The sequence below is a fragment of the Armatimonas sp. genome, from assembly GCF_043757465.1.
GTDB lineage: Bacteria > Armatimonadota > Armatimonadia > Armatimonadales > Armatimonadaceae > Armatimonas.
Genome location: NZ_JAYVPL010000121.1, coordinates 26,135 through 49,985, shown reverse-complemented (window position 1 = coordinate 49,985; position 23,851 = coordinate 26,135). Strand labels below are relative to the sequence as shown.

26 protein-coding genes are annotated in these 23,851 nt (G+C 58.0%); 11 read left to right on the top strand and 15 right to left on the bottom strand.

Going from position 1 to position 23,851, the window contains the following annotated elements:
• Window positions 1–1,476, top strand: a 1,476-nt coding sequence (locus ACH2ED_RS16465) for a vanadium-dependent haloperoxidase (RefSeq protein ID WP_395093441.1), incomplete at its 5' end; no start/stop codon positions are given.
• 34 nt (window positions 1,477–1,510) lie between these two features.
• Here the strand turns inward: ACH2ED_RS16465 and ACH2ED_RS16460 are convergent.
• Both ACH2ED_RS16460 and ACH2ED_RS16455 read right to left on the bottom strand, forming a co-directional pair.
• On the bottom strand, window positions 1,511–2,770 hold the full coding sequence (locus ACH2ED_RS16460; protein WP_395093439.1) for a mandelate racemase/muconate lactonizing enzyme family protein: 1,260 nt from the start codon (window positions 2,768–2,770) through the stop codon (window positions 1,511–1,513).
• A 47-nt stretch (window positions 2,771–2,817) separates the two neighbouring features.
• Entirely contained in the window at window positions 2,818–4,992 is a 2,175-nt protein-coding gene (locus ACH2ED_RS16455; protein WP_395093436.1) for a two-component regulator propeller domain-containing protein, read from the bottom strand.
• 87 nt (window positions 4,993–5,079) lie between these two features.
• Here ACH2ED_RS16455 and ACH2ED_RS16450 point away from each other — a divergent pair, with 87 nt between their 5' ends.
• Window positions 5,080–6,048, top strand: a complete 969-nt coding sequence (locus ACH2ED_RS16450; RefSeq protein ID WP_395093433.1) for an aldo/keto reductase — start codon at window positions 5,080–5,082, stop codon at window positions 6,046–6,048.
• Between the two features lie 55 nt (window positions 6,049–6,103).
• Here ACH2ED_RS16450 and ACH2ED_RS16445 read toward each other — a convergent pair whose 3' ends face one another.
• From ACH2ED_RS16445 to ACH2ED_RS16435, 3 genes are read right to left on the bottom strand one after another with little or no spacing between them, the layout of a single operon-like run.
• On the bottom strand, window positions 6,104–7,030 hold the full coding sequence (locus ACH2ED_RS16445) for a RimK family alpha-L-glutamate ligase (RefSeq protein WP_395093431.1): 927 nt from the start codon (window positions 7,028–7,030) through the stop codon (window positions 6,104–6,106).
• Between the two features lie 21 nt (window positions 7,031–7,051).
• On the bottom strand, window positions 7,052–8,248 hold the full coding sequence (gene tyrS / locus ACH2ED_RS16440) for a tyrosine--tRNA ligase (protein WP_395093428.1): 1,197 nt from the start codon (window positions 8,246–8,248) through the stop codon (window positions 7,052–7,054).
• A complete protein-coding gene (locus ACH2ED_RS16435; protein ID WP_395093426.1) occupies window positions 8,245–9,333 on the bottom strand; it encodes a DUF1611 domain-containing protein in 1,089 nt (362 codons plus the stop codon). Before ACH2ED_RS16435 ends, tyrS begins: the two co-directional genes overlap by 4 nt.
• Window positions 9,334–9,536: 203 nt before the next feature.
• On the opposite strand from ACH2ED_RS16435, the gene ACH2ED_RS16430 reads away from it, so the two are divergent.
• Window positions 9,537–10,163 (top strand): DUF4397 domain-containing protein, encoded by a 627-nt coding sequence (locus tag ACH2ED_RS16430; RefSeq protein ID WP_395093424.1) that lies wholly within the window; start codon window positions 9,537–9,539, stop codon window positions 10,161–10,163.
• 7 nt (window positions 10,164–10,170) lie between these two features.
• Here the strand turns inward: ACH2ED_RS16430 and ACH2ED_RS16425 are convergent, their stop codons facing one another.
• The 4 genes from ACH2ED_RS16425 to ACH2ED_RS16410 form a co-directional block, all read right to left on the bottom strand.
• A complete protein-coding gene (locus ACH2ED_RS16425) occupies window positions 10,171–11,268 on the bottom strand; it encodes a hypothetical protein (RefSeq protein ID WP_395093421.1) in 1,098 nt (365 codons plus the stop codon).
• A gap of 88 nt (window positions 11,269–11,356) precedes the next feature.
• On the bottom strand, window positions 11,357–12,430 hold the full coding sequence (locus tag ACH2ED_RS16420; protein WP_395093419.1) for a dipeptide epimerase: 1,074 nt from the start codon (window positions 12,428–12,430) through the stop codon (window positions 11,357–11,359).
• Between the two features lie 6 nt (window positions 12,431–12,436).
• Window positions 12,437–13,288: a phytanoyl-CoA dioxygenase family protein gene (locus ACH2ED_RS16415; RefSeq protein ID WP_395093416.1), complete on the bottom strand. Its 852-nt coding sequence runs from the start codon at window positions 13,286–13,288 to the stop codon at window positions 12,437–12,439.
• 6 nt (window positions 13,289–13,294) lie between these two features.
• Window positions 13,295–14,050 (bottom strand): phosphotransferase, encoded by a 756-nt coding sequence (locus ACH2ED_RS16410; RefSeq protein ID WP_395093413.1) that lies wholly within the window; start codon window positions 14,048–14,050, stop codon window positions 13,295–13,297.
• Between the two features lie 52 nt (window positions 14,051–14,102).
• Between ACH2ED_RS16410 and ACH2ED_RS16405 the strand changes: the two genes are divergently transcribed.
• Window positions 14,103–14,483: a cupin gene (locus tag ACH2ED_RS16405; RefSeq protein ID WP_395093410.1), complete on the top strand. Its 381-nt coding sequence runs from the start codon at window positions 14,103–14,105 to the stop codon at window positions 14,481–14,483.
• On the opposite strand, the gene ACH2ED_RS16400 is transcribed toward ACH2ED_RS16405, so the two are convergent.
• The 3 genes from ACH2ED_RS16400 to ACH2ED_RS16390 are packed head-to-tail and all read right to left on the bottom strand — an operon-like array spanning window position 14,480 to window position 16,105.
• Window positions 14,480–14,740, bottom strand: a complete 261-nt coding sequence (locus tag ACH2ED_RS16400) for a zf-HC2 domain-containing protein (protein ID WP_395093407.1) — start codon at window positions 14,738–14,740, stop codon at window positions 14,480–14,482. The genes ACH2ED_RS16405 and ACH2ED_RS16400 overlap by 4 nt on opposite strands.
• A gap of 14 nt (window positions 14,741–14,754) precedes the next feature.
• Window positions 14,755–15,318 (bottom strand): sigma-70 family RNA polymerase sigma factor, encoded by a 564-nt coding sequence (locus tag ACH2ED_RS16395; RefSeq protein ID WP_395093405.1) that lies wholly within the window; start codon window positions 15,316–15,318, stop codon window positions 14,755–14,757.
• Window positions 15,311–16,105, bottom strand: coding sequence for an S-methyl-5'-thioadenosine phosphorylase (locus tag ACH2ED_RS16390; RefSeq protein ID WP_395093402.1), 795 nt, complete (start codon window positions 16,103–16,105; stop codon window positions 15,311–15,313). Before ACH2ED_RS16390 ends, ACH2ED_RS16395 begins: the two co-directional genes overlap by 8 nt.
• A 156-nt stretch (window positions 16,106–16,261) precedes the next feature.
• Here ACH2ED_RS16390 and ACH2ED_RS16385 point away from each other — a divergent pair, with 156 nt between their 5' ends.
• Genes ACH2ED_RS16385 through ACH2ED_RS16375 form a run of 3 tightly spaced genes read left to right on the top strand, consistent with a single transcriptional unit; the run spans window position 16,262 to window position 18,153 of the window.
• Entirely contained in the window at window positions 16,262–16,474 is a 213-nt protein-coding gene (locus ACH2ED_RS16385) for a helix-turn-helix domain-containing protein (protein ID WP_395093399.1), read from the top strand.
• A 9-nt stretch (window positions 16,475–16,483) separates the two neighbouring features.
• Entirely contained in the window at window positions 16,484–17,386 is a 903-nt protein-coding gene (locus tag ACH2ED_RS16380) for an ABC transporter permease (RefSeq protein WP_395093397.1), read from the top strand.
• Window positions 17,362–18,153 (top strand): ABC transporter ATP-binding protein, encoded by a 792-nt coding sequence (locus ACH2ED_RS16375; protein WP_395093394.1) that lies wholly within the window; start codon window positions 17,362–17,364, stop codon window positions 18,151–18,153. The genes ACH2ED_RS16380 and ACH2ED_RS16375 overlap by 25 nt, the downstream gene beginning before the upstream one ends.
• 4 nt (window positions 18,154–18,157) lie before the next feature.
• On the opposite strand, the gene ACH2ED_RS16370 is transcribed toward ACH2ED_RS16375, so the two are convergent.
• The 3 genes from ACH2ED_RS16370 to ACH2ED_RS16360 form a co-directional block, all read right to left on the bottom strand.
• On the bottom strand, window positions 18,158–18,469 hold the full coding sequence (locus tag ACH2ED_RS16370) for a YtxH domain-containing protein (RefSeq protein WP_395093391.1): 312 nt from the start codon (window positions 18,467–18,469) through the stop codon (window positions 18,158–18,160).
• Window positions 18,459–18,941 (bottom strand): hypothetical protein, encoded by a 483-nt coding sequence (locus tag ACH2ED_RS16365; RefSeq protein ID WP_395093388.1) that lies wholly within the window; start codon window positions 18,939–18,941, stop codon window positions 18,459–18,461. Before ACH2ED_RS16365 ends, ACH2ED_RS16370 begins: the two co-directional genes overlap by 11 nt.
• 195 nt (window positions 18,942–19,136) lie before the next feature.
• Window positions 19,137–20,315: a ParB/RepB/Spo0J family partition protein gene (locus ACH2ED_RS16360; RefSeq protein ID WP_395093385.1), complete on the bottom strand. Its 1,179-nt coding sequence runs from the start codon at window positions 20,313–20,315 to the stop codon at window positions 19,137–19,139.
• Window positions 20,316–20,369: 54 nt separating this feature from the next.
• On the opposite strand from ACH2ED_RS16360, the gene ACH2ED_RS16355 reads away from it, so the two are divergent.
• From ACH2ED_RS16355 to tilS, 4 genes are read left to right on the top strand one after another with little or no spacing between them, the layout of a single operon-like run.
• Complete coding sequence (locus ACH2ED_RS16355; protein WP_395093383.1) at window positions 20,370–20,900, top strand: DUF4446 family protein; 531 nt, start codon at window positions 20,370–20,372, stop codon at window positions 20,898–20,900.
• A complete protein-coding gene (locus tag ACH2ED_RS16350) occupies window positions 20,897–21,517 on the top strand; it encodes a sigma-70 family RNA polymerase sigma factor (RefSeq protein ID WP_395093381.1) in 621 nt (206 codons plus the stop codon). Before ACH2ED_RS16355 ends, ACH2ED_RS16350 begins: the two co-directional genes overlap by 4 nt.
• A gap of 11 nt (window positions 21,518–21,528) precedes the next feature.
• Window positions 21,529–22,467 carry an anti-sigma factor family protein gene (locus ACH2ED_RS16345; protein WP_395093378.1) on the top strand — a complete coding sequence of 313 codons (939 nt, stop codon included), beginning with the start codon at window positions 21,529–21,531 and terminating at the stop codon, window positions 22,465–22,467.
• Window positions 22,442–23,812 (top strand): tRNA lysidine(34) synthetase TilS, encoded by a 1,371-nt coding sequence (gene tilS / locus ACH2ED_RS16340; protein WP_395093376.1) that lies wholly within the window; start codon window positions 22,442–22,444, stop codon window positions 23,810–23,812. Before ACH2ED_RS16345 ends, tilS begins: the two co-directional genes overlap by 26 nt.
• The last annotated feature ends 39 nt before the right edge of the window (window positions 23,813–23,851 follow it).

Sequence of the window (23,851 nt, the reverse complement as noted above, 5' to 3'; positions counted from 1 at the left end):
TCTATGCGGCATGGTGCGCAGCGCACCTGTGCCGTGCGGTTGCCGATTCCCCTGTCAGCTAAAGCAGACAGTCCCCTCGGTCGTTTAATTATGGAAACACGCACTTCTCTTTTGGCAGCTTCCCTGTCTCGTCGTCGTTTTTTGGCGGGGGCACTGGCGCTCCCTCCCACCCTTGCACTCATCGGCTGTGGCGGAGGGGGAGGCGGCACGACGCTGAACCGGTCGGTCTCCGGGCGGTGGGCACAAAAAGTGCTCAATGCCATCAGCAATACGACCCTGGGGCCACCGATGAATGCGCGGGCAATTGCGATGGTTCACACCGCCGCCTTCGACGCTTGGGCCTGCTACGATGCCGTTGCACTGGGCACACGCCTTGGAGCGACCTTGCGGCGACCTGCTGGGGAGCAAACGCAGGGCAATAAAGAACAGGCCGTGAGCTTTGCCACCTACCGTGCCCTGGTGGATCTCTATCCCTCGCAGAAAACCTCCTTCGACACGCTCATGGCGAGCTTGGGGTACGACCCGAACAATACATCTCTGGATACAACCACAGCGGTGGGGATTGGAAATCGATGTGCGCAGGCGCTTCTGGACTTCCGCCACGCCGACGGTGCCAACCAGCTCGGGAGCTACGCCGATACGACAGGCTATGTTCCCGTTAATACTGCGGATAATGTGGTTAATCCAAAGTTCTGGCAGCAGATTCGCTTTCCCAATGGGAAGTCTCCGGCCTATATCGCGCCCCACTGGGGCCTCGTGACACCGTTCGCGCTCTCCTCATCTTCGGCACTGCGCCCGGCAGCACCGCCCGAGTTCGGCTCCGCACTCTATATTGCACAGATGAACGATGTCATTAAGCTCACGGCTGATCTGACCACGGCACAGAAGACACTGGTAGAGTACTGGGCCGATGGGCCACGCTCGGTGCAGCCCCCAGGACACTGGCTGCTCTTCGCCACCGCCGTCTCCGACCGGGATCAGTACGATCTGGATCGGGATGTGAAACTCTTCTTCACCGTTGGCAATGCGGTAATGGACGCGGGTATCGGGTGCTGGGAGTGCAAGCGCTTCTATAACACATCGCGCCCGATTACCACCATTCGTGCTCTTTCCACAGGAAATGGGAGCTGGGTTCCCGCGCAGGCTCCTGATTTTCTCACGCCGCCGTTCCCGGAGTACACGTCGGGTCATAGTACGTTTAGCGCCGCCGCCGCCGAGGTGCTCAAGCGTTTCACCGGTAGCGATACATTCGTCTATTCTCCCTCCAGTTCACGCAGTGCGGTGACGCGTGTTGAGTCGCTCGTAACTACCTGGACGACATTTTCCGAGGTTGCGGATCAGGCAGGAGCCTCTCGTCGCTACGGTGGGATTCACTTTGAAGCTGCCGATACGGAAGGCCGCAAGATGGGGCGAACTGTTGGTGGGCTCGTCTGGGATAAAGCGCAAGCCTACATTAATGGGACATTCATCGGGTGAACTTGCTAGTCATGACCACCCCGCGCATTGGCCTTTAAAACGAGCGCCTATCCCGCACCGGTCCGAGCTCGGTCTTGGCGAACAGCTCCGCGAAATCTTTCGAGCCATCATAGAGGCGGGTTTCCATGGTGACGCCACGCTCCTGCACGGGAATATTGCCCGCCCAGCCGTCGTTCCATGCGGCTTGGCGCAGGTTGTTGTAGTGCACCACCCGTCCGCCGGGCCAGACCACCGAGAGAATATGGCGCTCCTTGGGGATCTCGTAGGGCGGCTCCATCTTGTACTTTGTGAGCGTGCTCTCATCAAACGCAATGCCCAGGCCGGGCGCTTCGGGGACACGCACAAAGCCACCGGAGATTTCTAGCGGTGTCACTAACAGATCATCAGCGAAGTTGTTGAGGCAGTTCACGGCGGGCCACTGCGCAAAAGGCAAGACCGCCCCGAGGTGCGCCGAGAGCGCGGTGGTGAGGCCCGTGCCCACGAGCTGGAGAAAAAACGGTTTCTCAAAGGCGGCGGCAAGTGCCCCTTGCCGCAAGATACTCGAAACGCCGCCTCCGACCACGAAGCCGTCGCAGATTTCCTCGCGGGCGGCGCTAGAAAACGGGACGGCGCCGAAGTGATGGGCAATCGGGCGGCTGGTTTTTTGCCGCAACAGGCGATTTCCCTCTAAGTCCCGGTGGGGAATGGGGGACTCATACAGCGCGACGCGCTCGTAGGTGTCGAGAGACTGCAAGATGGGCGCGGCATTGCTGGCGTTGAGGAGGAACTCGTTCCAGTCGAGGTCAATTTTGAAGTACTCAGGCGACGCCGCGCTGAGTGCCTCTACCTGCGCCCAGACATCCCACCACGGGCGCGCCTTGGTCTTGTAGGCCACGTAGCCCGCCGCCAGCGCGTCTTTGGCTTCCTCGGCTAAGGCTTCCGGGGGGAAGTCAATTGTCCACCAGGAGATGGGGCACCAGGGCCGTACAAGCGGCTGGTTGAGCAGCTTGTAGACCGGCACCCCGAGCGCCTTCCCGACGACATCGTAGAGCGCCATCTGCAAGCCCGCCCCGAGGCTATCATCGCCCAGAAAGTCCGCCGGATTCTTGCCCTTCACGCGCGCCACCGCGTCGTCGCTGACCCGGCTCCAGGTGTAGTGGGGAAGTGTCTCGCCCCAGCCCACAAAGCCTGCGTCGGTCTCCACACGGCAGATTTCTACCACTTTCCACTGCCAGACCTCGCGGGCATTCCACTTTTCGCAGCGCGGCGTAAACGGCACGGTGAGCGTGATTCGCTCGATCTCAGTAATCCTCATTGACATACCACCGTTTTCGGTGTGATAGCACGTAATTCCTGCACCCATTATCCCCCGAGCTGACCCCCGTAGCGGCCCATCCAGTAGGCGAGGAGCCAGTCGGTGGGTTTGTCTTCGCGTTCGCCGTTTCTTCCGATCACGGTTTTATATGGCTCCTGATCCCACATGACGAGGCCCATCTCGCTTCTAGGCAGAATTTTAGTGAGCCGGTCATCGTCGGTGCCGGGTGTGCGCTCAATCTGAATGTCCTCGCGGCTGCGGTTGTCCACCGTCCACTCGACCATGTCAAGCGGCCAGTCACGGAGCGTCTCCACGGCGGGTTCCAGCGGGACATGCTGGCCGGAGAACTGGTTGAAGACGAAGTCATAAAACGGGATGTGATCTCGGCGGCAGGTGACGTGCCACTGACGGATCGCCGTCAGGGCATCGGCGCGCAGACTGGGGAAAATAAGATGATTAAACAGGTTCTGGAAGACCATCGTGAGGAGCTCATCGTTGATGTGTGTCCGCTCTGAAGGCGTTTTATAGGCAAGCTGACGCATGTTATTTGCGTAGCCATGCTTGGTGATGAGCAGCTGCGCCGCATCCCTATATTTTTGTTTTTGGGTGACATGGTAGGCCACGCCTAGGTGCGCCAGAATCTCGGTGGAGTTACCGAAGCGCTCCTCGTTCCAGTTCGGGTCGCCATTCAGGCTCTCGGGAGACCAGTTGCCCCACTGCGTTGACTTGCCATCAATGTCGGCGAGTACAAAGCCATGATCGACAATTCCCCCGACAATCTTGTCGACTAAGTTCGCGACCCGTTTTTTCTCGCTCTCGTCGGCGGCGAGGTCGTAGTACATCGCGTAGCCGTAGAGGTGGCCGTCAATCTCGTCGGAGCTGGCGTCGCGCTTCCAGAGCCACTTTCCGTCGGCACTCATAACCCAGCGCTTCTCGATCGGCTTCTCGCGTGGATTATCTCGGCGCATCTCCGCCAGCTCCTGTGGGGTGAACGTGCGGTCTCTTTCATGAAGCGGTGCGGTGCCGACGGGAAAGACGGAGCGGGCGATGAAGTGTGGCGTGCCGGTCACTTCCTGCAAGAGCACCATGGCATTAAACGCAGCACGAGCGTTGGCACGCGCCTCGGGGTTCTTGGTTACAGCGTAGCGCAGAGACTCGACGGCCATGTACATCCCCGTGTGCTCACCGTCGTTGTCGTCGTCCTCGATAAAACTCTCAGACAAATCGCCTGGTTTTTTCAGTACGGCAGGCCCGACCAATCCGGGGGGGCGGATGTGACGCTTGCGTACTATATCAAGGAAGTAATCGGCCTTCTGGGCGAGCGTGAGCTTCTTGCGCCGGATCGCATCCACGCCGCCTGCCGTACCTACCCACGCCGTACCGTCGGGAGCAATTGCCACATCTCGGGCATCGTCGCTTGCCAGCCAGCGGCGGCTATGGCGCAGGCTAAATTTTTGTGTCTTCGTGTCGTATCGGGCGACCCCGAGCTTAGTTGCGATCCAGAGGCGACCTTTGCTATCCTGGGCAATGGCCCGTGCATGCCGGTTGGGGAGCCCCTGCGCCACACCGATGGATTTGACACGTTTTGCGCCCTGGTAAAAATCTACACCGCCTGTGGAGCCAATCGCCAGCGTGCCGTCGGGCAGGTGTGTGAGGCAGTAGATATTGCTACTCAGGAGCTGATCCGGCGTCCCAAGACGCTGGGCAGGTTTGCCAGAGTGCGTGTTCTGCAAGTAGAGCCCGCTCGCGGTTCCGATCCAGAGGTTCTCGGCATCCAGCGGTGCAATCGCCCGGATTGCCTGATGCCAGCGGCCCGACACCGCCAGCCACTTCCCGCTCTGCCTTTTCAGCCAGACACCCTGCGGCCCGGCAGCGTAGAGTGTTCCGTCTTTTCCCCGTGCCAACGCACAGATCAGCGAGCTCGAGAGCCCACTTGGTGTCACCTGATCGCCCTCTATTTTGAAGAGGCCCCGCCAGCTTCCGACCCAAAGGTTGCCACCAGGCTCTACCAGAAGACAGTGACATGAACCGAGTGCCTCACTAACGCTTGGCGAGCGCCACTGTGAGCCGTCGCGCCAGAAAACTCCTGCTCCTGTTGCGCACCAGAGCCGTCCGGAACGGTCAAAAGCGACGGCGCGAACATCATTCTGCTCGGGACTTGCCAGCGGCGCGGCTTCGTGCCAGTCTTGCCAGTAAGGGGTATCAGCAATAGGTAGGTGCATAGTGGCTTAGTTCTGGAATGAGTGGGTGCAATCCTGCCCAAACGGATAGTATGCCCTCACCTTCAGAGTCGTGTAGAATTTCAGCCTATGAAGTACAGAAAAATTGGAAAAACCGACCTCGAAGTTTCTGAGGTCAGCTTAGGCTGCTGGACAATGGGGGGCCTGAACTGGGTCAATGGAAACCCCAATGGCTGGGCCAACGTGGACGAGGACGAGATTATTGCGGGGATCAAGACGGCGCTCGATGCCGGAGTAAACCACTTCGACAACGCCGATGTCTACGGCAATGGCAAAGCCGAGCGGATGTTGGCACGGGCGTTGAATAAGCTTGGTGTGAAGAGCGAGAGCGTCGTGATCGCCACCAAGATTGGGCACTTTCCCGGCACGGCGGCGCATGCCTACGAGTCCGCGCACATTCGGCATCAGTGTGAGCAGAGCTTGATCAACTTGCAGCGCGAGTACATTGACATTTATTACTTTCATCATGGCAGCTTCGGGCCGCACTTAGAAGCCGCCGCCGCGACTCTCGATGCGCTGGTCGCTGAGGGGAAAGTGCGGGTGAAGGGCCAGAGCGCCTACTCCACTGGCGACTTCGAGAAAGCCATTCCTGTGGTGAAGCCCGATGCACTCCAGAGCTGGGCACACGCGCTCGACGATCAATTTGTGCGTCCGGGTGCGAAGCTCCAGGAGCTGATGAAGACATACGGCTGCACCTTTGTTGCGTTCTCGCCGCTGGCACAGGGACGGCTTCTCGACAAGTTCGACCCGGCCAAGCCCCCGACATTTGAACCAGGCGATCATCGGCTTGGCAATAAGGCATTTGGCACGGAAGCTATCGAGGCGCTCAAACCCAAGCTGGAGCAGCTAAAAGCGCGTTTCGGGGCGACGACGGAGGATCTTTCCGCCGTGGCGCAGCGCTATATTTTGAATCTTGCGAACGTCGCCTGTGTGATCCCGGGTTTTCGTAACGAGCGGCAGGTTCGGTGCAACCTCGCCGCCGTAGACCGTGAACTGAGCGACGCTGACATGGACTTTATCCGTACGACCCTCGCGTAATCGGACATCGTAATTTACGATGCCCGATAAACGCCACACCTTGGTGAAAGTCGTCCTATAAAAACTTGGACCAGCGGTAGTCCTTGGGCTTGCTGACTTTCTTCCCAGCCTCTTCAATAGCCAGCTCCGCCATCGCGTTCACAATCCAGGCGAAGTTCTCCGGGCCAACGGAGTGGTAGTCGGCATCGGGGGCGGGGTTGAGGAAGTCAATGGCGTAAGGAATGCCGTCTTGAACAGCGAACTCCACCGTGTTCATGTCGTAGCCTAAGGCGTTGCAGATCTTGAGGCAGTCGCTTGTGAGGCGATCTTGCATCGCGGGGTCAAGCGGGGGGCCATCCAGAACATAGCGGCGCTCGTGGGGAAGCCGCGGGTCGTAGCGCATGATATGGATGTTTTTCTTGCCGATCACGTAGCAGCGGAAGTAGTCCGTGAACTCGACATTGGCCTGAAGTGTCATGCAGAGATCGCCTGTCTGGTCGTACGCGGAGAAGAACTCCTCGCGTGAGTGAACCTTATAGACATGTTTCCAGCCACCGCCGGAGTAGGGCTTCAGAAACGCCGGGAAGCCGATGTACTCAAAGATCTCGTCAAAGTTCAGCGGATAGAGCAGGTTGCGCAGCGACTGACTATTAATATCCGGTGGATGCTGTTTGTGGGGCAAGAGCGCCGTCTTGGGGATAGCAACGCCGATCTTATGAGCCAGCGCGTAGTTGAAAAACTTATCGTCCGCGGTCCACCAGAACGGGTTATTGATCACATTGACACCCTGCATCACCGCATGCTTAAGCACGGCGCGGTAGAACGGAACATCCTGTGAGATCCGGTCAATGATCACCCGGTAGTCGTAGAGCTGCTCCATCGTGATCGCACCGATACTCACGCTCTCCGCCTCAAAATTGCCTGCCCCCAGCTCGTTGATCTTTGCCACTAATGCGCCGGGAAACGTATTCTCTCTGCCATACAAAACCCCAATTTTCTTCATAACTCTTCTCCTGAATCTATTCTACCCAAGTCGCAAGCATGCGAAGTTTTTCTTGCCGACCTGGAACTCGTCGCCGTTCTTGATGGTGATAGTTGCCGCCGGGTCGGAGAGCTTTTCACCGTTGATCTTGACGCCGCCCTGCTCCACTAAGCGCCTCGCCTCACCGTTGCTGGAAGCGAAGCCTGCGTGCCGGACGAGAGCGACGATGTTGATCGGGTTTTCGGGTGCAGTAAGCTCGGGCGCGTCGCTGGGGAACTGGCGGGCGGAGTGGATGCGCTTCCACTCGTCGCTGGCAGCAGCGGCTTCGTCTGCGCCGTGGTAGATCGTGACAATCTCTTTGGCAAGCCGGTGCTTGGACTCCATCGGGTTGGGCGCTTTCAGAATCTCCTCAAACTCCGCGAGCGGGACATCAGTACACAGGAGGAAGTACATGGACATCTGCGCATCGCCCAGGCTCATGACCTTGCTGTACTGGGAGAGAGGAGGCTCGGCGATGGCGATGTAGTTGCCTAGGCTCTTGCTCATCTTCTTGATGCCATCGAGACCGACTAGAAGTGGCATGAAGAACCCGATCTGCGGATCCTGCGCGATCTCCGGGTCGCTCTGGAGCTCGCGGCCTGTGAGGATATTGAAGGTCTGGTCCAGCCCGCCCATCTCCACATCGGCTTGGATCGCCACCGAGTCGTAGCCCTGCGCCAGCGGGTAGAGAAGCTCATGTAGGGAGATAGGCTGATTGGCATCCCAGCGCTTCTTGAAATCCTCACGGGTGAGCACCTGCGCGACTGTGATCTTGCTGGTGAGCTTGACTAAGTCCGCAAACGAGAGCTTCCCGAGCCACTCCGAGTTAAATCGAACATCGGTTTTCTCTTTGTCTAGGATCACGGCGAGCTGATCCACGTAGGTGGTCGCGTTCTGAGCGATCTGTTCGCTGGTCAACATCGGGCGCGTCGCCGAGCGCCCCGACGGGTCACCGATTAACGTGGTGTAGTCGCCAATAATAATCGTCACGCGGTGGCCCAGGTCCTGGAACTGACGCATCTTTCGCAAGACCACGGCAAAGCCCAGGTGAATATCCGGCGCCGTTGGGTCGAGGCCGAGCTTGACGACCAGTGGCTTGCCGGTCTTGGCGGACTTCTCCAGCTTGGCCTTCAGGCCGTTCTCAGGGACGATAAGGCTCGCGCCGCGCGCGAGTAGTTGCACTTGCTCTTCAATGGTCACGAAGGCATTTTATCGCAGAGAACTGCCTCCAGGAGCTTATCGCCGCCGAAACGCACGACATCTTGTGTGGGAAGGCCGGTTTGCGCCTCGGTCTGTGCACAGGCCGCGCGGGCCTGGTCATCGGTGAGGTGGGCGCAGTTGAGGGCAATCCCAACCACACGTGCCCCGGGGAGTGCTCCTGCACCTGCACAGACGGCCTCGTAGAGCGCGGCGACGGCGCGTAGCGGTGGAATCTTCACCCACGCCGCCCGCATCACGGACTCCTGACCTGCTCGGTGACAGAGAATGAGCTGTGTCGGCATCGAGCCACGGATCAGCGGCAGCCACGCGGTGGAGGCTGGGTGCAGGAGAGAACCCTGGCCCTCGACCCAGAGTATTTCCCCCGCCGGGCGGGGGGCAGGGGGGAGGCTTTTCGCGGCTTCCAGAACTGCCCATTCGACACCACCCGACGCGAAATCCACGCGCACGGCATCCAGAGCAATGCCAGCGCCGCTGATGCAGATACCGATCTGGCCCGTGGCAACAAAGGCACTTGGGATATTCTTTCTCTGTGCTGCTCTATGAAGCTCCAGGCTGGTGGTCATCTTGCCGATTGCCATGTCCGTGCCGACCGTGAGGACGCGCCTTGCGGAAAGCTCCTGCGCCCGCCCGAGACCATTGGGAAGCTCAGGCGGCTCCTGGCGGACATCCCAGATAAAGGCGTCGGGTGTCAGTGCCTCTCGAAAGTCTGTCGCCTCTGTCATGCGCTCGTGCAGACCATTGACCAGTGACATTCCGCCGCGCAGGCCCTGGATCACTTCCTGTCGCCAGTCGCCTGGGAGTATTCCTCCTGCGGGCGCAATCGCGGGCACCAGCGTATCGGCCCCAAGGGCAAGCGCTTCGGTGATCGTGGCGACAATCGGCACGGGAGTCGGACGGCAGATGCCGGTGAGCGCGGCGAGATCCTGGCCCGCCGTCACCTGATCAATCACACATGTAACCTGGGCATCGGAGTAGCGAAGCAGACCAAAGCCCATCTTCCCTGAGGTGCCGAGAACGGCATCGTGCATCAGAAGTGCGAGTTTCCGATTCGATGAAAGCTGCATAGAGGTAGCTTACCACAAGGTGAATTGTCTTCAAATAGGAAGATAGAGTGTTTGCATTAGATAGTATAACTGTGTTTTTTACTAGGTTTTTTCGAGATAAGCTAAGGTAAAATATTCAGAATAGTGTACAGAGGAGTAGTTTAGTGATAAAAGTAAATCGTCGCGCTTTGATTCTAATGGCAGGAGGGGCTCTCGGATTGCTTATGGGCTGTAGTGGAGCCACTCAGGAGAATGCCCGCTTCCGTGTGGTTCATACAGCGCCCAGTACCGGTGCGCTGGCGGTGCGCTTCAATGTTGAGGTGGCCGTCAACTCGCTGGCGTACAAGTCCGCGAGTCCGTACGTGAATATACTTTCGGGGGGGCACACGCTGCACCTCGTGGATGCAGCGACGCCGCTCGGAGCACCGCGTGTCTCCCGCAATCTGGAGTTTGCCGGGAGCGACTACACAGCACTTGTGATCGGGGCCTCGTCCACTCTGGATGTCGTGCTGGTTCCCGATAACAACGCCCCATCAACCACAGCGGGAAATGCCCGTCTGCGTGTTGTTCACGCCGCCTCCGAGCTCACGGGTGTGGATGTCTATGTCACTGACCCGGCGGCAAGCATCAGCTCGGCGTCTCCAAACCTGACCAATATCGCGTTCAAGGGAGCCTCTGCCTACCTCGATCTGCCCCAGGGCAACTACCGCGTCCGGGTGACACCCACCGGGAGCAAGAGCGTGATGAGCGACAGCGGCCCCACCAATCTGACCAAGGGGCACGTGTACTCCAGTGTGACGGTCGGTGGGTTCGGCGTATCTCTCCAAAATATTACCCTCGTAGACCTCTAGCACCCGGCTACTCCACCGCCGGTACTTTTGCGGAGAGCAGGGCGAGGGGGACGCTCTGGTGAGGTCGGCTCACGAAACCTCGAGTTGTGTCTTCAGACTGCCAGTAGTTCTGTATCTGGGCTGCATCCCAGCTAAAAGTGGGAACGGGGTTGCGTGTGGAGCTGCCCGTGCGAGGCGAGAAAAAACACGCGTCGAAGAGGCGGTTTTCCCCGGGGAGGTAGGCGACTTGGTGCATCGTGCAGCGCACGCTTTGGTAGCTCTCTGGGTCGGAGGCGTCCCAGCCGATGGGGCAGATCGGGTTGGTGACCAGCAGGCGGTTCTGGGAGTCTGTCAGTTGAACCAGCCGCAGCGGGACTCCTAGGGCGGCGGCACAGATCACCAAATAGTCGGAGATGTCTACGCAGTTGCCGACGCGTGGCCCCTCCTCACTCAAAAAATTCTTCAGGGCAAATGTGTTACGCTTAACAAAGGTTGCCCTCTTCGTCGGATCATTGGCTGGATAGACGAACCGACCGCTTGTAAAAAGCCCGTGGGTGAGCTTGGCAATAATCTCCTTGGGAGTGTACGCTCCCTTTGCCCAGCGGCAGGCATCATCGAGCACCCCGCGCCAGGCCGGAACCTGCGGCGCGAGCGGCAGCGCGTGGGTGATATAGGCATAGTGCTGCCACAGAACTTTGCCCGCCCCCGACACGACAAGCGCACCACTCTGAACCGTCTCCGGTAGAGTGACTTCCAGACTGGGAATATTCGATGTCTTTTGCCACACGGCTGGCAGCGGTTCACCATCACCGATCTGCACCGAGACCTCGGGCAGATTGGAGGCGATACACTGGGGCAAAGTAAGGATCAAGTGTGAGCGGGCTACCAGGATAAGCGGTGACTTTGCACCACGCAGAGGAACTCCCTGGTTATCGCAACAAAGCTGTGCCGTTCTGGGGGTCGCAGTCATGCGCTGGATAAACCAATCCCGCTTCTTGAGGATTTTCCATGCACGTGCCATTGGCTCTGGTTCTACCTCCTCTGCGGGACAAGCCGTCGCGGAGGCGAGAGCAAGCAGTAACAATAAAAAAAGTCGCTGGAGCCTGGCTTGTTGTTCCTGTGTCATAACAGCAATTTTCGGGGGGGCTTAAGAACTGCTGTATCGGCATTTTTGCTAGGTGTGAGCACTGTTACTAGGTGTGAGCACTGTTACGTCACCGTTGTGCTACTCCCAGCCCCGGGCTATCGCGGGGGATGACTTTTCCCTCGTGCCAGTCGGCCCCGATAAACGGGTCGTTCTTGAGGTTTAAGTGGCTGTCTAAATCCAAGTGATCGAAGGCGGCTCCGATCTGTGCGCCCGCCGTGATTGCGAGGCTGGTCTCGCCCATGCAGCCGAGCATGGTCTTGAGGCCGTGCGCCTTTGCCACCGCAATAATTCTAAGTGCCTCGCGCAGACCACCGCACTTCATGAGCTTCACGTTCACCCCGTCAATCATGCCTGCCACTTTAGGAACATCGGCGGCGACGCGGATAGTCTCGTCTAAAAATAGGGGGATGGTGGCGGGCCGTAGCGCGGAGAGGCCGTCCTCGTTGCCTTGCTCCAGCGGCTGCTCGACATACTCGACGCCCCGCGCGGCAAGCCAGGGGATCATTTTCTGGGCATCGGGGACACTCCAGCCGCCGTTGGCATCCACCCGAAAGATCGCCGGTCTCGAAAACGTCTGCGCTGCCTCTTGGATCGCAACAAACATCGCCTGATCGGCCTCGATGCCTTTCGTGCTGCCGAGCTTGATCTTCAGCACCCGAGCGCCTGTGCGTGTGTGCCAGTCGCGGGTCTGCGTGGCAGCTTCGGTGGGGGACTGGATTCCTACGGTCACCGATGTCTCGACAATACGCGAGCGATCTAGGCCCAGTAGCTTCCAGATTGGCACGCCTAACTTTTTCCCCAGCCAGTCGTGGCAGGCCATCTCAATAGCGGCTTTCACTGCACCGCCGCTCCCGACTCCCTCCATGCCACTTGCCGAAGAGATCAACGCACGGAGCGCCCCCTCAACCCTGTCTAGCTCCCAGGGAGCCATAGTGTTCAGGACGGGACGCAGTGTCTCAAGGTCAGCCTCGCCTGTCTCCGCTGTATCACCGCTGACACTATTGGGGGCTAGCTCACCAAACCCATAAATGCCCTCGTACTCGACAGTGACAAATAAATTGATACTGCTACTACTGGTGCCCCGGCTGATGCGCAGCGGCGTGATTTTTTCGAGCGGCAGGCGCTCCGAGGTTATTATCATAAGGTGCTAATTCCAGGGCTCTAGGCCCAGGAGCTTTTTTCCTAGCTTCGTGAGTGTTGCGGTTGTTCCCTGTTCCTGCTCCCAGCCGCGTGGGTCGCCGGGTGCCCAGAAGGCATCGGGGTTGCGGCGCTCCTGCCAGCGGGTAATACGGCTCATACGCTCCGCTTCGTCCGTATGATAACGCTCCGGAGACATCGTGATGTACTGTGCCAGGCGCGGCTGATCTGAGAGATTGCGACCGTTGCCGTGCAGCAGGCGTGTGCTCCAGATCACAAAATCTCCCGCCTCGGCTACAATAGGTACCACGGTAATCTCGCCCTTGTCTTTTGGTGTGCGCTTGCCCTCTTCAGGTGCACCGGGGATTTTCTCACGCGTGGCTGCCCAGCGCTCGATGAGCTTGTGGTGGCCCGGGGCGCAGCAAAATCCACCGCGCTCCGCGGGCGTGTCCGAGAGGTAGAGCACACCCTGAACACGACACGGCGCGGTGTGCGCCGCCTGCGGGTCAATGTCCCAGTGGATCATGCCCGGATGATCATACTCAGGGTGGGCAGGGTGAACCGGTGGGTTGAAGTTAGCGCGGTCAATGCTCACCCAGAGCTTCTCCGTGCCGTAAATCTCCGAGAAGACTTCGTGGACGCTCGGGTGCTGACGCGTGTCCCAGAGCGCCTGGTGCTGGTAAAGCTCAATCATCCCCCCACGCTGGAGAGGCAGCTGGTACCAGCTCTCGGGAGTGTCGGGAGAGAAGCCCAGAAAGGCATACTCCGCTGCGATCACGGCGTCGCAGAGTGCCTTGGGAACGACGTTCTTTACGACGACATAGCCATTGGCATCAAAAAAATCTTGGTCTATCCAGCTCATAAGATATTATCCCCCAAGGGTGTAGAGCGCCTCGAAAAACCTTAGGCCTGCCACACCGCGATGCCAGCCGTAGCCACTGAGAAATGCTTCCTGGTAGCGTGGTGTCTTGGGATCACCGTTACTATTGCGCCGCAGGCTCCAGAGCGCCGTCGCCAGATCGTAGCGCGGATCCGCCCAGCCACCGTCGCCCCAGTCCACCACCCCAGTGATAGTACCCGCTTCGACCATGAAATTCGGCAGGCACGCATCGCCGTGGCAGAAGCTACGCTGCGGGGCAATCGAGGGGCTTTCGTGCTCAATCCAGTCGGCGACATCCGCGTAGCTCTCACCCGCAAAGGGCGTGTAGCTCAGCGCGATACTCTCCCACGGGTGTTTCTCCGCCGTCGCCCGGATGCGTACGAGAGCCTCGGAGAGCCACGGCCTATCGGGCTTCTCCAGAGGCGGCTCCCAGGCGTGAATCATTTTCAGTGCTCTGCCAAAAGCCTCCGCCAGTGCGACGCGGCGCTCGGGAGCCTGTTCGAACATCTCCGCTAAATTGATGCCGGGCAGCTCGGAGAAGTACAGAGCGCCGTCTGCTTCGCCGAGAAACTCGGGAACAAGCGGCTGGTAGGTTTCTAGCGCACGCACAATCTCCCCCTCACGGGAGGCTGCTCCAAATTTTTGGATGAGCTGCCGGCCGCTCTGCGTAACCACGCGGTACACAGTCGCGTTTTCTCCTTGGAAGGCAAGCGGCCCCAGAGTGATAATGCGATCAGAGAACACAGCACCTGGTTCTCTGTGAAGCGAGGTGTTTCCTGCCGTACAATAGGGTTGTATGGACATTAAACCTGAAGACCTCCCAGTACGGGTCGAAAAACCCTGGGGCTACGAGATCTGGTACGCCTGGACGGATATCTACGTGGGCAAGATCATTCATGTCAATGCCGGGCAAAAGCTCAGCTTGCAGTACCACGACTTTAAAGACGAGACGAGTTATTTACTCAAAGGCCGGATGAAGCTCACCAAAGGCGCGACAATTGACACGCTCACGGTAACGGAGATCGCTGAGGGGCACCAGTGGCGCAACCGTCCGCTGGAGATTCACACAATTGAGGCCATCGAGGACTCCGACGTGTTGGAGGTCTCGACCCCACATCTGGACGATGTCGTGCGTCTCCAAGACGCGTACGGTCGCGAGGGCACGAATAAGCCTTAGCTGGATTTAGAGAGTAGCCCCAGGATGCGCTGACGAAGGCCATCCGGGGCTTGTACCTGGCCGACCTTCTCCCGAAGTGTCCGTAGAAGTGCTACTTCAAATCGAAATTTCTCAAAACAGCCGTTGCATTCAAGCAAGTGCTTTTTAACAAGCTCCTCCTCCTCGGGCTGGAGCTCGTGGCTGAGAAAGTCGTTGAGCTGCTGGACGGCTTTCTGACACTGATTAAATTCGAGTGACTCTGTCTGAGTCTTATCCATAGATTTCACGATTCCTAGCGCGGGTTCTCTTCTGTAAAAGCCCAAAGTGCGCGCTGCACTAGCCGCCGCCCGCGAGAGAGCCGGGAGCGTACCGTTCCAATCGGTACCTCCAGAATCTCGCTGATCTCTAAGTACGACAGCTCATTCAAGTCCGCTAGGATCACAGTGTCCCTGTACTCCTCGGGAAGGCGCGAGATGGCATCCTGAATGGCTTCCGCTTCAACTTTGCCCATCACCGCCGCTTCGGGAGACTCGGATGTCCCTGATATATAGGCATCTTGTAGACGATTATAAAGATAAAAATCTTCCATCTCGTCAAAGGATGTTTTCTCTGGTTCACGCTTTGCACGTCGGTAGCGGTTGATAAACAGATTCGTCATGATGCGGAACAGCCAGGCCCGCGCATTAGTTCCCACATGAAATTTATCAATGAACTGGAAAGCACGCACAAAGGTATCCTGTACCAGATCGTCCGCATCCTGGGAGTTGCGTGTCATGGAATGCGCTGCACGATAGAGAGTGTCTAGGTGCGGAAACATCTGCTCCTGAAAGAGCTCCTGGGGAGTTTGTTTACGCAAGTCGGGCCCCCGTGAGCGCTGTTTTTGCGGGGCTGGCGCTTGTCTCGGGGAGCGTCTCGACCAGCTCGGCGAGAAGCCCGCGCAGGTTCTCGATATTGGCCGCAAAGACTTCGAGCACCGCTTCGTGGGTAACTGCCTCAGCCCCCTCGCTGACCAGGCCCGCGTCGTAGTCCGTCACCAGAGAGATGTTGATATAGGGAAGCTCTAGCTCCCGTGCGAGATAGGCTTCGGGGTACTGGGTCATGCCGATAATATCCCAGCCCATCTGGGTGTACCAGCGCGACTCCGCTTTGGTCGAGAAGCGTGGGCCATTGACCACCACCATCGTTCCCGTGCCATGCACCGCCATACCTCGGCGCTGGCAGACGCCAAGGGCGTGCGCACGCAGAATGGGGCAGTAGGGCTCCGCTGCCGAGACGTGGGTGACGATGGGCCCTTCATAGAACGTATCCTCACGACCACTGGTGCGGTCCACGAACTGATCACAGAGCACGACATGACCGGGTTCTATGTGCTTCTGGAGCGATCCCACGGCGCACGGCCCGATCACGGCGTCCACTCCTAGCGACTTCATGACCCAGAGATTTGCGCGGTAGTTGATTTTGTGCGGAGGAATGGTGTGCCCACGTCCATGGCGAGGAAGAAAAGCGACCGGCCTGCCTCCCAGCTCACCAAGAACTACTTTATCGGAGGGAGGGCCGTAGGGTGTCTCGATCCACCGCTCCTCAACCGCACCCGTCAGGAGCTGATAGAGACCTGACCCCCCAAAGATACCGACCGTTGCCATGCCTACTTTATACCTGATTTTCTGGCTCTTTTTGTGCGCCTTCTTCATCTCTTGATATTTCTTGCCAAACGCTTGACATTCCAAAGGGCAGGGGTTATACTTTCGGGACAGGATGCCAGTCATCCATGTGCACAGATAGGAGCAACGAATAGGACGATGGATGCGGAAAACAGGGAACTCTTGACAGTTGAACAGGCAGCAAACTACCTGCAGCTGTCTCAATCCAGCATCCGTTCGTACATCCGTCAGGGGAAACTCAAAGCGTTTCGCGTCGCCGGGAAACGTAAAGTGCTTATCCACCGTCAAGATCTGCTTAAACTTCTTGAACCCGCTCGCGAAGAAGACCCTGCGCGCGCCGCAGCCGAGTAATGGCGAGGCATGAGCCTCCTGCAAGAAGCCAGAGAAGCCTGGCGCTATCGTGAACTTCTCGGTAACCTCGTCCGGCGGGAGCTAGATGTCCGCTATAAAAACTCCAAGCTCGGTGTGGCCTGGTCACTCGCAAACCCTATTGTTCGCGCTTTAATTCTGGCTGCGGTCTTTACCTACATCGTTCCCATCAAAACCAGCGGCGGCTCCTACTTTCCCTTCGTCGTGGCCACTTTCTTTCCGTGGACCTACTTTCTGACCGGGATTTTGGATGCGGGCGACTCGGTTTCAAAGCACCTCCCACTGATTCGGAAGGTCTACTTCCCCCGTGAGCTCTTGCCTTTGGCAACCACGATTGCTAACCTGCGGCATTTTCTGCTCACGTTAGTGGTGGTGGTGCTGCCCCTTGTGCTCTTGCTCTACGTGAGCAACTGGGTACGCAACGGCACCGTGAGATTGCCCCCAATAGAGATTCTTCTTCTGCCGCTCCTCGTTGTGATGCAAACACTACTCATAGGGGGAATTGCGCTCTTTCTTTCCGCACTTAATGTCTTTTTCGAAGATATCAAGTTTCTCACGGCGGTGGCACTCGATCTGTTGTTCTATGCGGTTCCGATCATCTACTTCCTGGAGCAGGTGCAGCACGCGCAACAGCTCGACGAAACCCTGCGCGGTCTGGTCTACCAGGGGTTCTTACTCAATCCGATTGTTGTGATTGTGACGAGCTACCGGGCGTTCTTATTGCATCCCGTAATAATGCCCAGCGGCGCACTAGGACTAAAACAAGCACTCCTCGTGAACCAACCCGTGCCGTGGCCGTATTTTGCACTTGCCTGTCTGGTGTGTTTAGCCACATTTATTGGTGGTTATGCGTTCTTCAATAGCCGGAAATGGCGCTTCGTGGAGCAGGCATGAGCCTTCCCGCCATCCAGATCGAGGCGGTTTCCAAGCGCTTCAAACTTCCGGAAGATGGCTATGCTGGGATCAAAGGCAAGCTCGGGCAGCTTACGAAGGGGATCAAGTCAAAGTTCAAGATTGTCTCCGCGCTGGAGGACATCTCGCTCACGATTCAGAAAGGCGAGACGCTGGCGCTGCTGGGGCGCAATGGCTCGGGGAAGTCCACGCTGCTCTCGCTGATTGCCCATGTGATGAAGCCTGACTCCGGCACCGTGACTTTTCCGGCATCGGCAGACCCTACTCATCCCCGACTCGCGCCGCTTCTCGAAGTGGGCGCTGGGTTTCATCCCGATTTAACGGGGCTGCAAAATATCACGTTCAATGGCTCGATTCTTGGGCTAAGTCGCGCTGAAATGGACGAGCGTCGCGAGGCGATCCTAGCGTTTGCAGACTTTGCCGAGCCCAAGTACTACGGCATGCCGGTGCGAACCTACTCGTCGGGGATGTTTGTACGTCTAGGGTTTGCCGTGGCCGTCCACACAAACCCTGAGATTGTGCTCGTGGATGAGACTCTCTCGGTGGGGGACGCCCTTTTTCAGGAGAAGTGCCTCGCTAAGATCGCCGAGTTCCAGCGCGAGGGGCGCACGATTGTGGTGGTTAGCCACGATATGGAGGCGGTCAAAAAAGTAGCGACCCGGGCCGTGTGGCTTGCACAGGCCCGGGTCGCTGCGGACAGTCACGACGTCAACGATGTCATTGCGCGTTATTTAGACTCGCTCCACTGATCCACTAAGCGCCGGTTGCTCCTGGCTCACTTTGCTCGCCGCGCTTGTTAATCCGGGCTGCGACGCTGGAGGCGGATTCCTTCACCGTAGACGCAAGTGTTGTGGTTTTCTCTTTTAAGGTTCCTCCCACTTCGGTTGCACGGGTTCTTGCCTTGTCGTACGTGTCGGCGGTTTTATCCTTGAGCTCATCACCTTTTTGCTTGAGCTTCTCACGCGTTTCATCGCCACTCTGGGGAGCATAGAGAAGTGCGAGGGCAGCACCCAGCGCCCCACCGATTAGTAGGCCGACGAGAAAGTCACTTTTATTATTTGTCATAGTTGGTTTCCTCCAAAACAGACTGTTGAGATTTACTAGATTGTAACACACCAGAGCTAGGTCGCACACCAGAGCTAGGTCGCACACGAGAGCTAGGTCGCACACGCAGCGCCCTCGCTCCCGCTGCCACCCCGGCCAGCAGGGCATTGAGGCTCACAAAAGGAGCATGAATAGTTCTCTGCACTAGCCGCGTCGTGACCTCCGTCTTGGCCTCCACGGTCGCGGCGATGGCATCTCCATGAGTGAGGAGGCTCTCCGTGGTGCTACCGATACTCGCCAGCTTCTCGTTAGCTAGAACCAGAGTCGCCTCGGTTTTTTGGAGCAGGGGCTCCACCTGCGCCGTGAGTGCCTCAAGACGTGTGTTGAGGCGGTGCAGAAGTACGGTCAGACCGATGATTACCACCGTCAGAATGAGAGAGAAGCCTAGATACCAGGCAATCATGAGGTTACTTGTGACAGAATTTAGAGTCATAAAATAATTTACTCCGAGTCTACAGATAATACCGCCTTAGGCCAAGAATAAAAACATCTCCTTTCTACCACCTAACTTGACAACGGCCCGCGGGACTCCCGCAGGCCGTTTTTTTTGTTCGTAGGAAACAAGAAAGTCCCTGGCTCTTGGTGAAGAGTCAGGGACTTTAGCGGTTTTAGGAGACGGAAGAAAGCGTTATGCGGCCATCTTCAGCCGCGTCGGCTGGGTGTCGAACTTGGGTTTGTACATGGGGCAGCGGTAGCTCTTGGAGTGCTCCTTGGGGCTCTCCGCCTCAGCAATGAAAATCTTCCCGCCGGTGACACCGCATTTTTCAAAGTTGCGGTCGTAGTTGCCACAGTCGTAGCAACGCCTCAGAATGGTCCAGCACACGGAGCAGCGTACCGAGCCGATCAGCTCCACACGGCCACAGAGAGGGCAGTGAATATAGACCTCACGGAAGCCAAAATCTTTTGTGGTCAGTGACTCTCGGATATTACTGTTAAAGCTTTCCAGATCGCGCTGGAGCTCCACCGTGGTCGCTAGGAGCTGGTTCATGTGCTCCGCGCTCAGAAACTCGCCAATGCGCTCATCGAGCATATCGCCCAGAACAGAGGCTTGCTTCTCAATGCTCTTAAGGTGCTGCTCGGCTGTTTGGGATTTATAGGGCTTTTTGCGCTCCTCACGTGCCCCAAGGCTGCGCAGCATCTGCTCGGTCACACTAACAGTAACCCGTAAAAACGCTTCTTTTTTATTGGGGAACTGGCGAATGGCGCTGATGATCTTTTCGATATCGGAGATATTGAGCTTCTCGGCCTTGATTTTCTCGACCAGACGAAGCTGGCTGGCTGTGTCCTCATTGATGCTTAGTAAGACACGGGCATGGCCTTCTTGAAACAGTGCGCCTTTAGCGGGGTTCTGAACCAGCTCCTGTTGAATGGAAACGGGGAGCTCGAGGAGCTCCAGTGTCCGGCGAACCGTTGTTTCAGAGACACCTAACGTTTTGGAGATCTTCTCGTAGCTCATGTGCTGGAGAAGACCCTGGATTGCCCGCGCCTTTTCGATGACGTTCATGTCCTCGCGCTGGTAGTTTTCCAGCAGAGCGTCCGTTGCCGCGTCCTCGTCATTAAGATCGCGTACAATAGCGGGAATTGAGTCTAATCCTAGCATCTTGCAGGCACGGTAGCGCCGCTCGCCCATGACAATCTCAAAGAGACCCTTTTCCTTGCCTGCTGCTGGACGCACGACAATAGGCTGGAGTACGCCGCGTTCTTTGATGGATGCGGCGAGCTCTTCTAAGGATTCCTGGTAAAATGTTCGGCGCGGCTGATTCTCGTTTGGTCGAATCTTATCGAGGGAAAGGTTTTCAGTAGCCATAATGGTTCTCTGCATCAATTGTAGGACGATGGTCGTTGAAACTGGAGGTTTTCTATGGAGGGCCTGAATGTGGCGCTTCGCCCACTAGTTAGCTGGATTCAACAGCAGCCTGGCATCGCGCTATTGCTCCTGCTGACTGTCCATCTTGTGACCATTGTGCTCGCTACTTTAGCGTTGCTCCGTGGCCGAAGGTTGGCAGTGCGGCAGGCACGGATGCTTCGGGGAGTGAGTGGCGATAGCCTGGAAGAGCTACTTCTAGACTACGCGGGAAATGTGACGGCATTTCGGGCGAACCTGGACAGAGCACTGACGACCAGCGATGCCAATACCAGCGGTCTGCGTCAGACATTGCGCCGATTGGGGCTCCACCGCTACGATGCTTTTGCCAATGTTGGGGGGCTCCAGAGCTTTTCGCTGGCACTACTCGATGATGGGGCAAACGGGGTAGTTATCAGCGGCCTCTACTCCCGCCAGGAGATGCGGGTCTATGCGAAACCTATTGTGCGGGGGACGTCTGATATCGCTCTGACACCCGAAGAGCTGCGCGCGATCTCCGAGGCGCACCTTCCCTCGGAGAGGGCATGAACCTGAGCCTCACTCCTCTCCAAGAGAAACAGCTCATTGAAAGGAGCCGCAAAGGCGATGTCGCTGCATTCGATAAGCTGGTGCGCCGCTACGAGCGCACGGTTTATAATGTGGCTTACCGGCTTAGTGGCTCCCAGGATGATGCATCGGATATTGCGCAGGAGGCCTTTGTGCGTGCCTGGAACAACCTCAAGTCTTTTCGAGGCGAGGCGCAGTTCTCTACCTGGATTCATCGGATTGTTACCAATGTCTTTCTGGATGATCGTAAGAAAAAACGCTCCCGCCCGACCACCTCACTGGATGAATCTGTTGAGCTAGATGAAAATAGCATCACGCGGCAGTTTGAGGACAGTGCGCCCGGGCCGGAGGCGATGATGGAAGGGGAAGAACGTCGCCTGATCCTGGAGAAAGCCATCCTGACCTTGCCCGAGGCCCAGCGGGTGATGATTGTGATGTACCACAATCAGGGTTTGGCCTATGAAGAGATTGCGGAGCTGACGCAGCTTCCGATTGGCACGGTGAAGTCTCGGCTGAATCGTGCCCGACTTGCTCTGCGTGATCGGCTTGGAAAAGTGGCGGAACTTTTCGGAATTCATGAAAGTCCTAGCCTTCAGTAGGTTTAACGATTATGGATAGGAAACAGTGGCGCGAGCTAGCGTCTGATTATATTGAAGGAACCCTCCCCGGAGAAAAAGTGAAGGAGGTGCGTGCTTTTCTGGCCCAGAGCCCCGAGGCCCGCGCCGACGAGAGCGCACTGCGTGGGATCACACAGGATCTCAAGGCTCTGCCCGACGTGGACCCGCCGCTCTTTTTTGCGGACAATGTTCTCTCCCGCATCCAGCGTGAGCAGCAAGAAGCGAGTCAGCGTGGGTGGCGTGCCTGGCTTCCCAGCCTTGGACGGACGGCGCTCGGTTCCTTGGCGATGGGTGGTATTTTGGCAGCCGTTGCCTGGAAGCTGCTCGGCCCTGCGACTCCGACTAATATTAATGAGGCCGGTTTTAGCCCCAATATCCCCCGCAATGCCACAAACAAAGTGCAGCCCGTAGGGCTATTGCCTGCCTTGAAGCTCACGAATCTGCGGCATGTAGAGAAAGCCTTACAGTTTGACTTGACCCTGGAAAACGCGGATCATGGCATGGTTCTGGCCAGTGTCCCAGGTGCGCCGCAGCCAACGGGAGTGGCTTTGGGGGGCACCGGTGCCAAGACTCGCCCGTTGGAAGTTCCTGTTGCAGAGGAGATGAAGGTTGCCAGCATTAAGCTTGCCTGGACAGGGGATGGCCATCAGGGTGAGCAGTGGGTGATCGAGCCGCTGTTCCGCTTAGAGCTTCTTTCGGGACGTCTCTCGTTTGGTCTTGGAGAGATGCCGCTCACACCGCAGGCACTCGAAGAGCTGGCACGTCGTTTCGGGCAAGGGATCATTCTGGTGGATGTGCCGCGCTCCGAGCGTAAGGTGCAGTTCGATGCCCGCAACGAGACTCTGGAGGAGCTTCTCACGCGGCATTTAGGGCCTCTGGGAATGACTGTCACCCGCGCCGAGAACCGTGTCATCGTCTCCGCCAAGCGCTGAGCTGTCTCCGCTTGCCCGCTCCCTGGTCACTTTTGTCCGGGAGCGGGCTTTGCTGTTTCCAGGGGAGCGTCCTCTGGTGGCACTCTCGGGAGGCGCGGACTCGTGTGCCTTACTGCTGTTGCTCTGTGAGGCGGCTGCCGCGGGCCTGCTTCCCCAGCCGGCAGGCGTGGCGCACTTTCACCATGGTATGCGGGGGCACGATGCGGACTCCGATGCAGGATTCTGTGCCGCTTTGGCTACTCGCTGCGGCGTTCCCTGTCTGATTGAGCTAGGCGCACTTTCTCAGGCCAACGAAGCCGAGGCCCGCACGGCCCGCTATGCTTTTCTGCAAGAGGCCGCCGTCGCGCTTGGCGCACAGATAATCGCCACCGCCCACCACGCCGACGACCAGGCAGAAACGGTTCTGATGCGTGTCTTTCGTGGCACGAGTGTGGCCGGGCTGGGGGGGATTCCCGTGCGGCGTGCAAATATCATCCGCCCCCTGCTTTTTGCCCGTCGTAGCCAGATCGAGAGCTACTGTGCTGGTCGCGGCATTACGCCTCGCCACGATCCCACTAACGACGACCCACGCTACCCTCGGCAAAGAGTCCGCACGCTGCTTCCCGAGCTTGCGGCGAGCTTCAATCCACGGCTCACGGAAGCGCTTTGCCGTCTGGCACAGCACGCCGTCGAGGATGCGGCGCTCCTGGATCAGCTTGCGGAGCAAGCGCACGGAGCTGCGGATCTTCGGACACTGGCGCGGCCCATTCGGCGGCGTGTGATTCTGCGCCTGCTCTGGGAGATAAGCGACGGCGACGAGGCACTCCGCGAAGAACTGGCGACGGCGGCGTGGGTGATCCGTCTGGAGCAGCTTTTGGAAGGGGAGGAGACACTGCACCTACCTGGTGGCTGGGGAGCATCGGCTCGTCTGGGGAATCTTGTCTTTTCGAAACGAACGCCCGTGCCAGACCTCTCTGGCTGGTGTGGTGAGCTTCCCGTTCCCGGGGCAGTCAAAATTCCCGACAACAGAACTCTGAAGGCGACTCTTGGGCCGCCTCTACTTGCTGCCGAGCGCAGTCGTCGTTCGCTTCGTGTAGACTGTGGTACAATCCCCGAAATATTAACAGTGCGGCGTGTCCGTGACGGCGACCGAATCGCCCCGCTGGGAATGAATGGCAAGACGCGCCTCGTCCGTGACTTGCTTCGTGAGGCAGCTATCCCGATTGCAAAGCGCACCTCTCAGACAGTGGTGGAGGGGGAAGGCCAGATTCTCTGGGTGGTAGGAATCGCTCAGGCGGAGAGTACGCGTGTTGCTGAGGGAGCCAAGCAAGTTCTTTTATTGAATGTCACGCAAACCGATGATTAAAAGCGTTGAAATCGTCGGTTTGCGTAAAAAGCTTAACTA

Bases quoted from the DNA above. Each gene is read 5' to 3' on its own strand.
- ACH2ED_RS16425 (WP_395093421.1), bottom strand. From the start codon at position 11,268: ATGACACAGGAACAACAAGCCAGGCTCCAGCGACTTTTTTTATTGTTA.
- ACH2ED_RS16355 (WP_395093383.1), top strand. From the start codon at position 20,370: ATGGAGGGCCTGAATGTGGCGCTTCGCCCACTAGTTAGCTGGATTCAA.
- ACH2ED_RS16430 (WP_395093424.1), top strand. From the start codon at position 9,537: ATGGGCTGTAGTGGAGCCACTCAGGAGAATGCCCGCTTCCGTGTGGTT.
- ACH2ED_RS16350 (WP_395093381.1), top strand. From the start codon at position 20,897: ATGAACCTGAGCCTCACTCCTCTCCAAGAGAAACAGCTCATTGAAAGG.
- ACH2ED_RS16380 (WP_395093397.1), top strand. From the start codon at position 16,484: ATGAGCCTCCTGCAAGAAGCCAGAGAAGCCTGGCGCTATCGTGAACTT.
- ACH2ED_RS16370 (WP_395093391.1), bottom strand. From the start codon at position 18,469: ATGACAAATAATAAAAGTGACTTTCTCGTCGGCCTACTAATCGGTGGG.
- ACH2ED_RS16455 (WP_395093436.1), bottom strand. From the start codon at position 4,992: ATGCACCTACCTATTGCTGATACCCCTTACTGGCAAGACTGGCACGAA.
- ACH2ED_RS16460 (WP_395093439.1), bottom strand. From the start codon at position 2,770: ATGAGGATTACTGAGATCGAGCGAATCACGCTCACCGTGCCGTTTACG.
- ACH2ED_RS16385 (WP_395093399.1), top strand. From the start codon at position 16,262: ATGGATGCGGAAAACAGGGAACTCTTGACAGTTGAACAGGCAGCAAAC.
- ACH2ED_RS16420 (WP_395093419.1), bottom strand. From the start codon at position 12,430: ATGATAATAACCTCGGAGCGCCTGCCGCTCGAAAAAATCACGCCGCTG.
- ACH2ED_RS16360 (WP_395093385.1), bottom strand. From the start codon at position 20,315: ATGGCTACTGAAAACCTTTCCCTCGATAAGATTCGACCAAACGAGAAT.
- ACH2ED_RS16445 (WP_395093431.1), bottom strand. From the start codon at position 7,030: ATGAAGAAAATTGGGGTTTTGTATGGCAGAGAGAATACGTTTCCCGGC.
- ACH2ED_RS16400 (WP_395093407.1), bottom strand. From the start codon at position 14,740: ATGGATAAGACTCAGACAGAGTCACTCGAATTTAATCAGTGTCAGAAA.
- ACH2ED_RS16405 (WP_395093410.1), top strand. From the start codon at position 14,103: ATGGACATTAAACCTGAAGACCTCCCAGTACGGGTCGAAAAACCCTGG.
- ACH2ED_RS16390 (WP_395093402.1), bottom strand. From the start codon at position 16,105: ATGGCAACGGTCGGTATCTTTGGGGGGTCAGGTCTCTATCAGCTCCTG.
- ACH2ED_RS16375 (WP_395093394.1), top strand. From the start codon at position 17,362: ATGGCGCTTCGTGGAGCAGGCATGAGCCTTCCCGCCATCCAGATCGAG.
- ACH2ED_RS16345 (WP_395093378.1), top strand. From the start codon at position 21,529: ATGGATAGGAAACAGTGGCGCGAGCTAGCGTCTGATTATATTGAAGGA.
- ACH2ED_RS16450 (WP_395093433.1), top strand. From the start codon at position 5,080: ATGAAGTACAGAAAAATTGGAAAAACCGACCTCGAAGTTTCTGAGGTC.
- ACH2ED_RS16415 (WP_395093416.1), bottom strand. From the start codon at position 13,288: ATGAGCTGGATAGACCAAGATTTTTTTGATGCCAATGGCTATGTCGTC.
- ACH2ED_RS16365 (WP_395093388.1), bottom strand. From the start codon at position 18,941: ATGACTCTAAATTCTGTCACAAGTAACCTCATGATTGCCTGGTATCTA.
- ACH2ED_RS16435 (WP_395093426.1), bottom strand. From the start codon at position 9,333: ATGCAGCTTTCATCGAATCGGAAACTCGCACTTCTGATGCACGATGCC.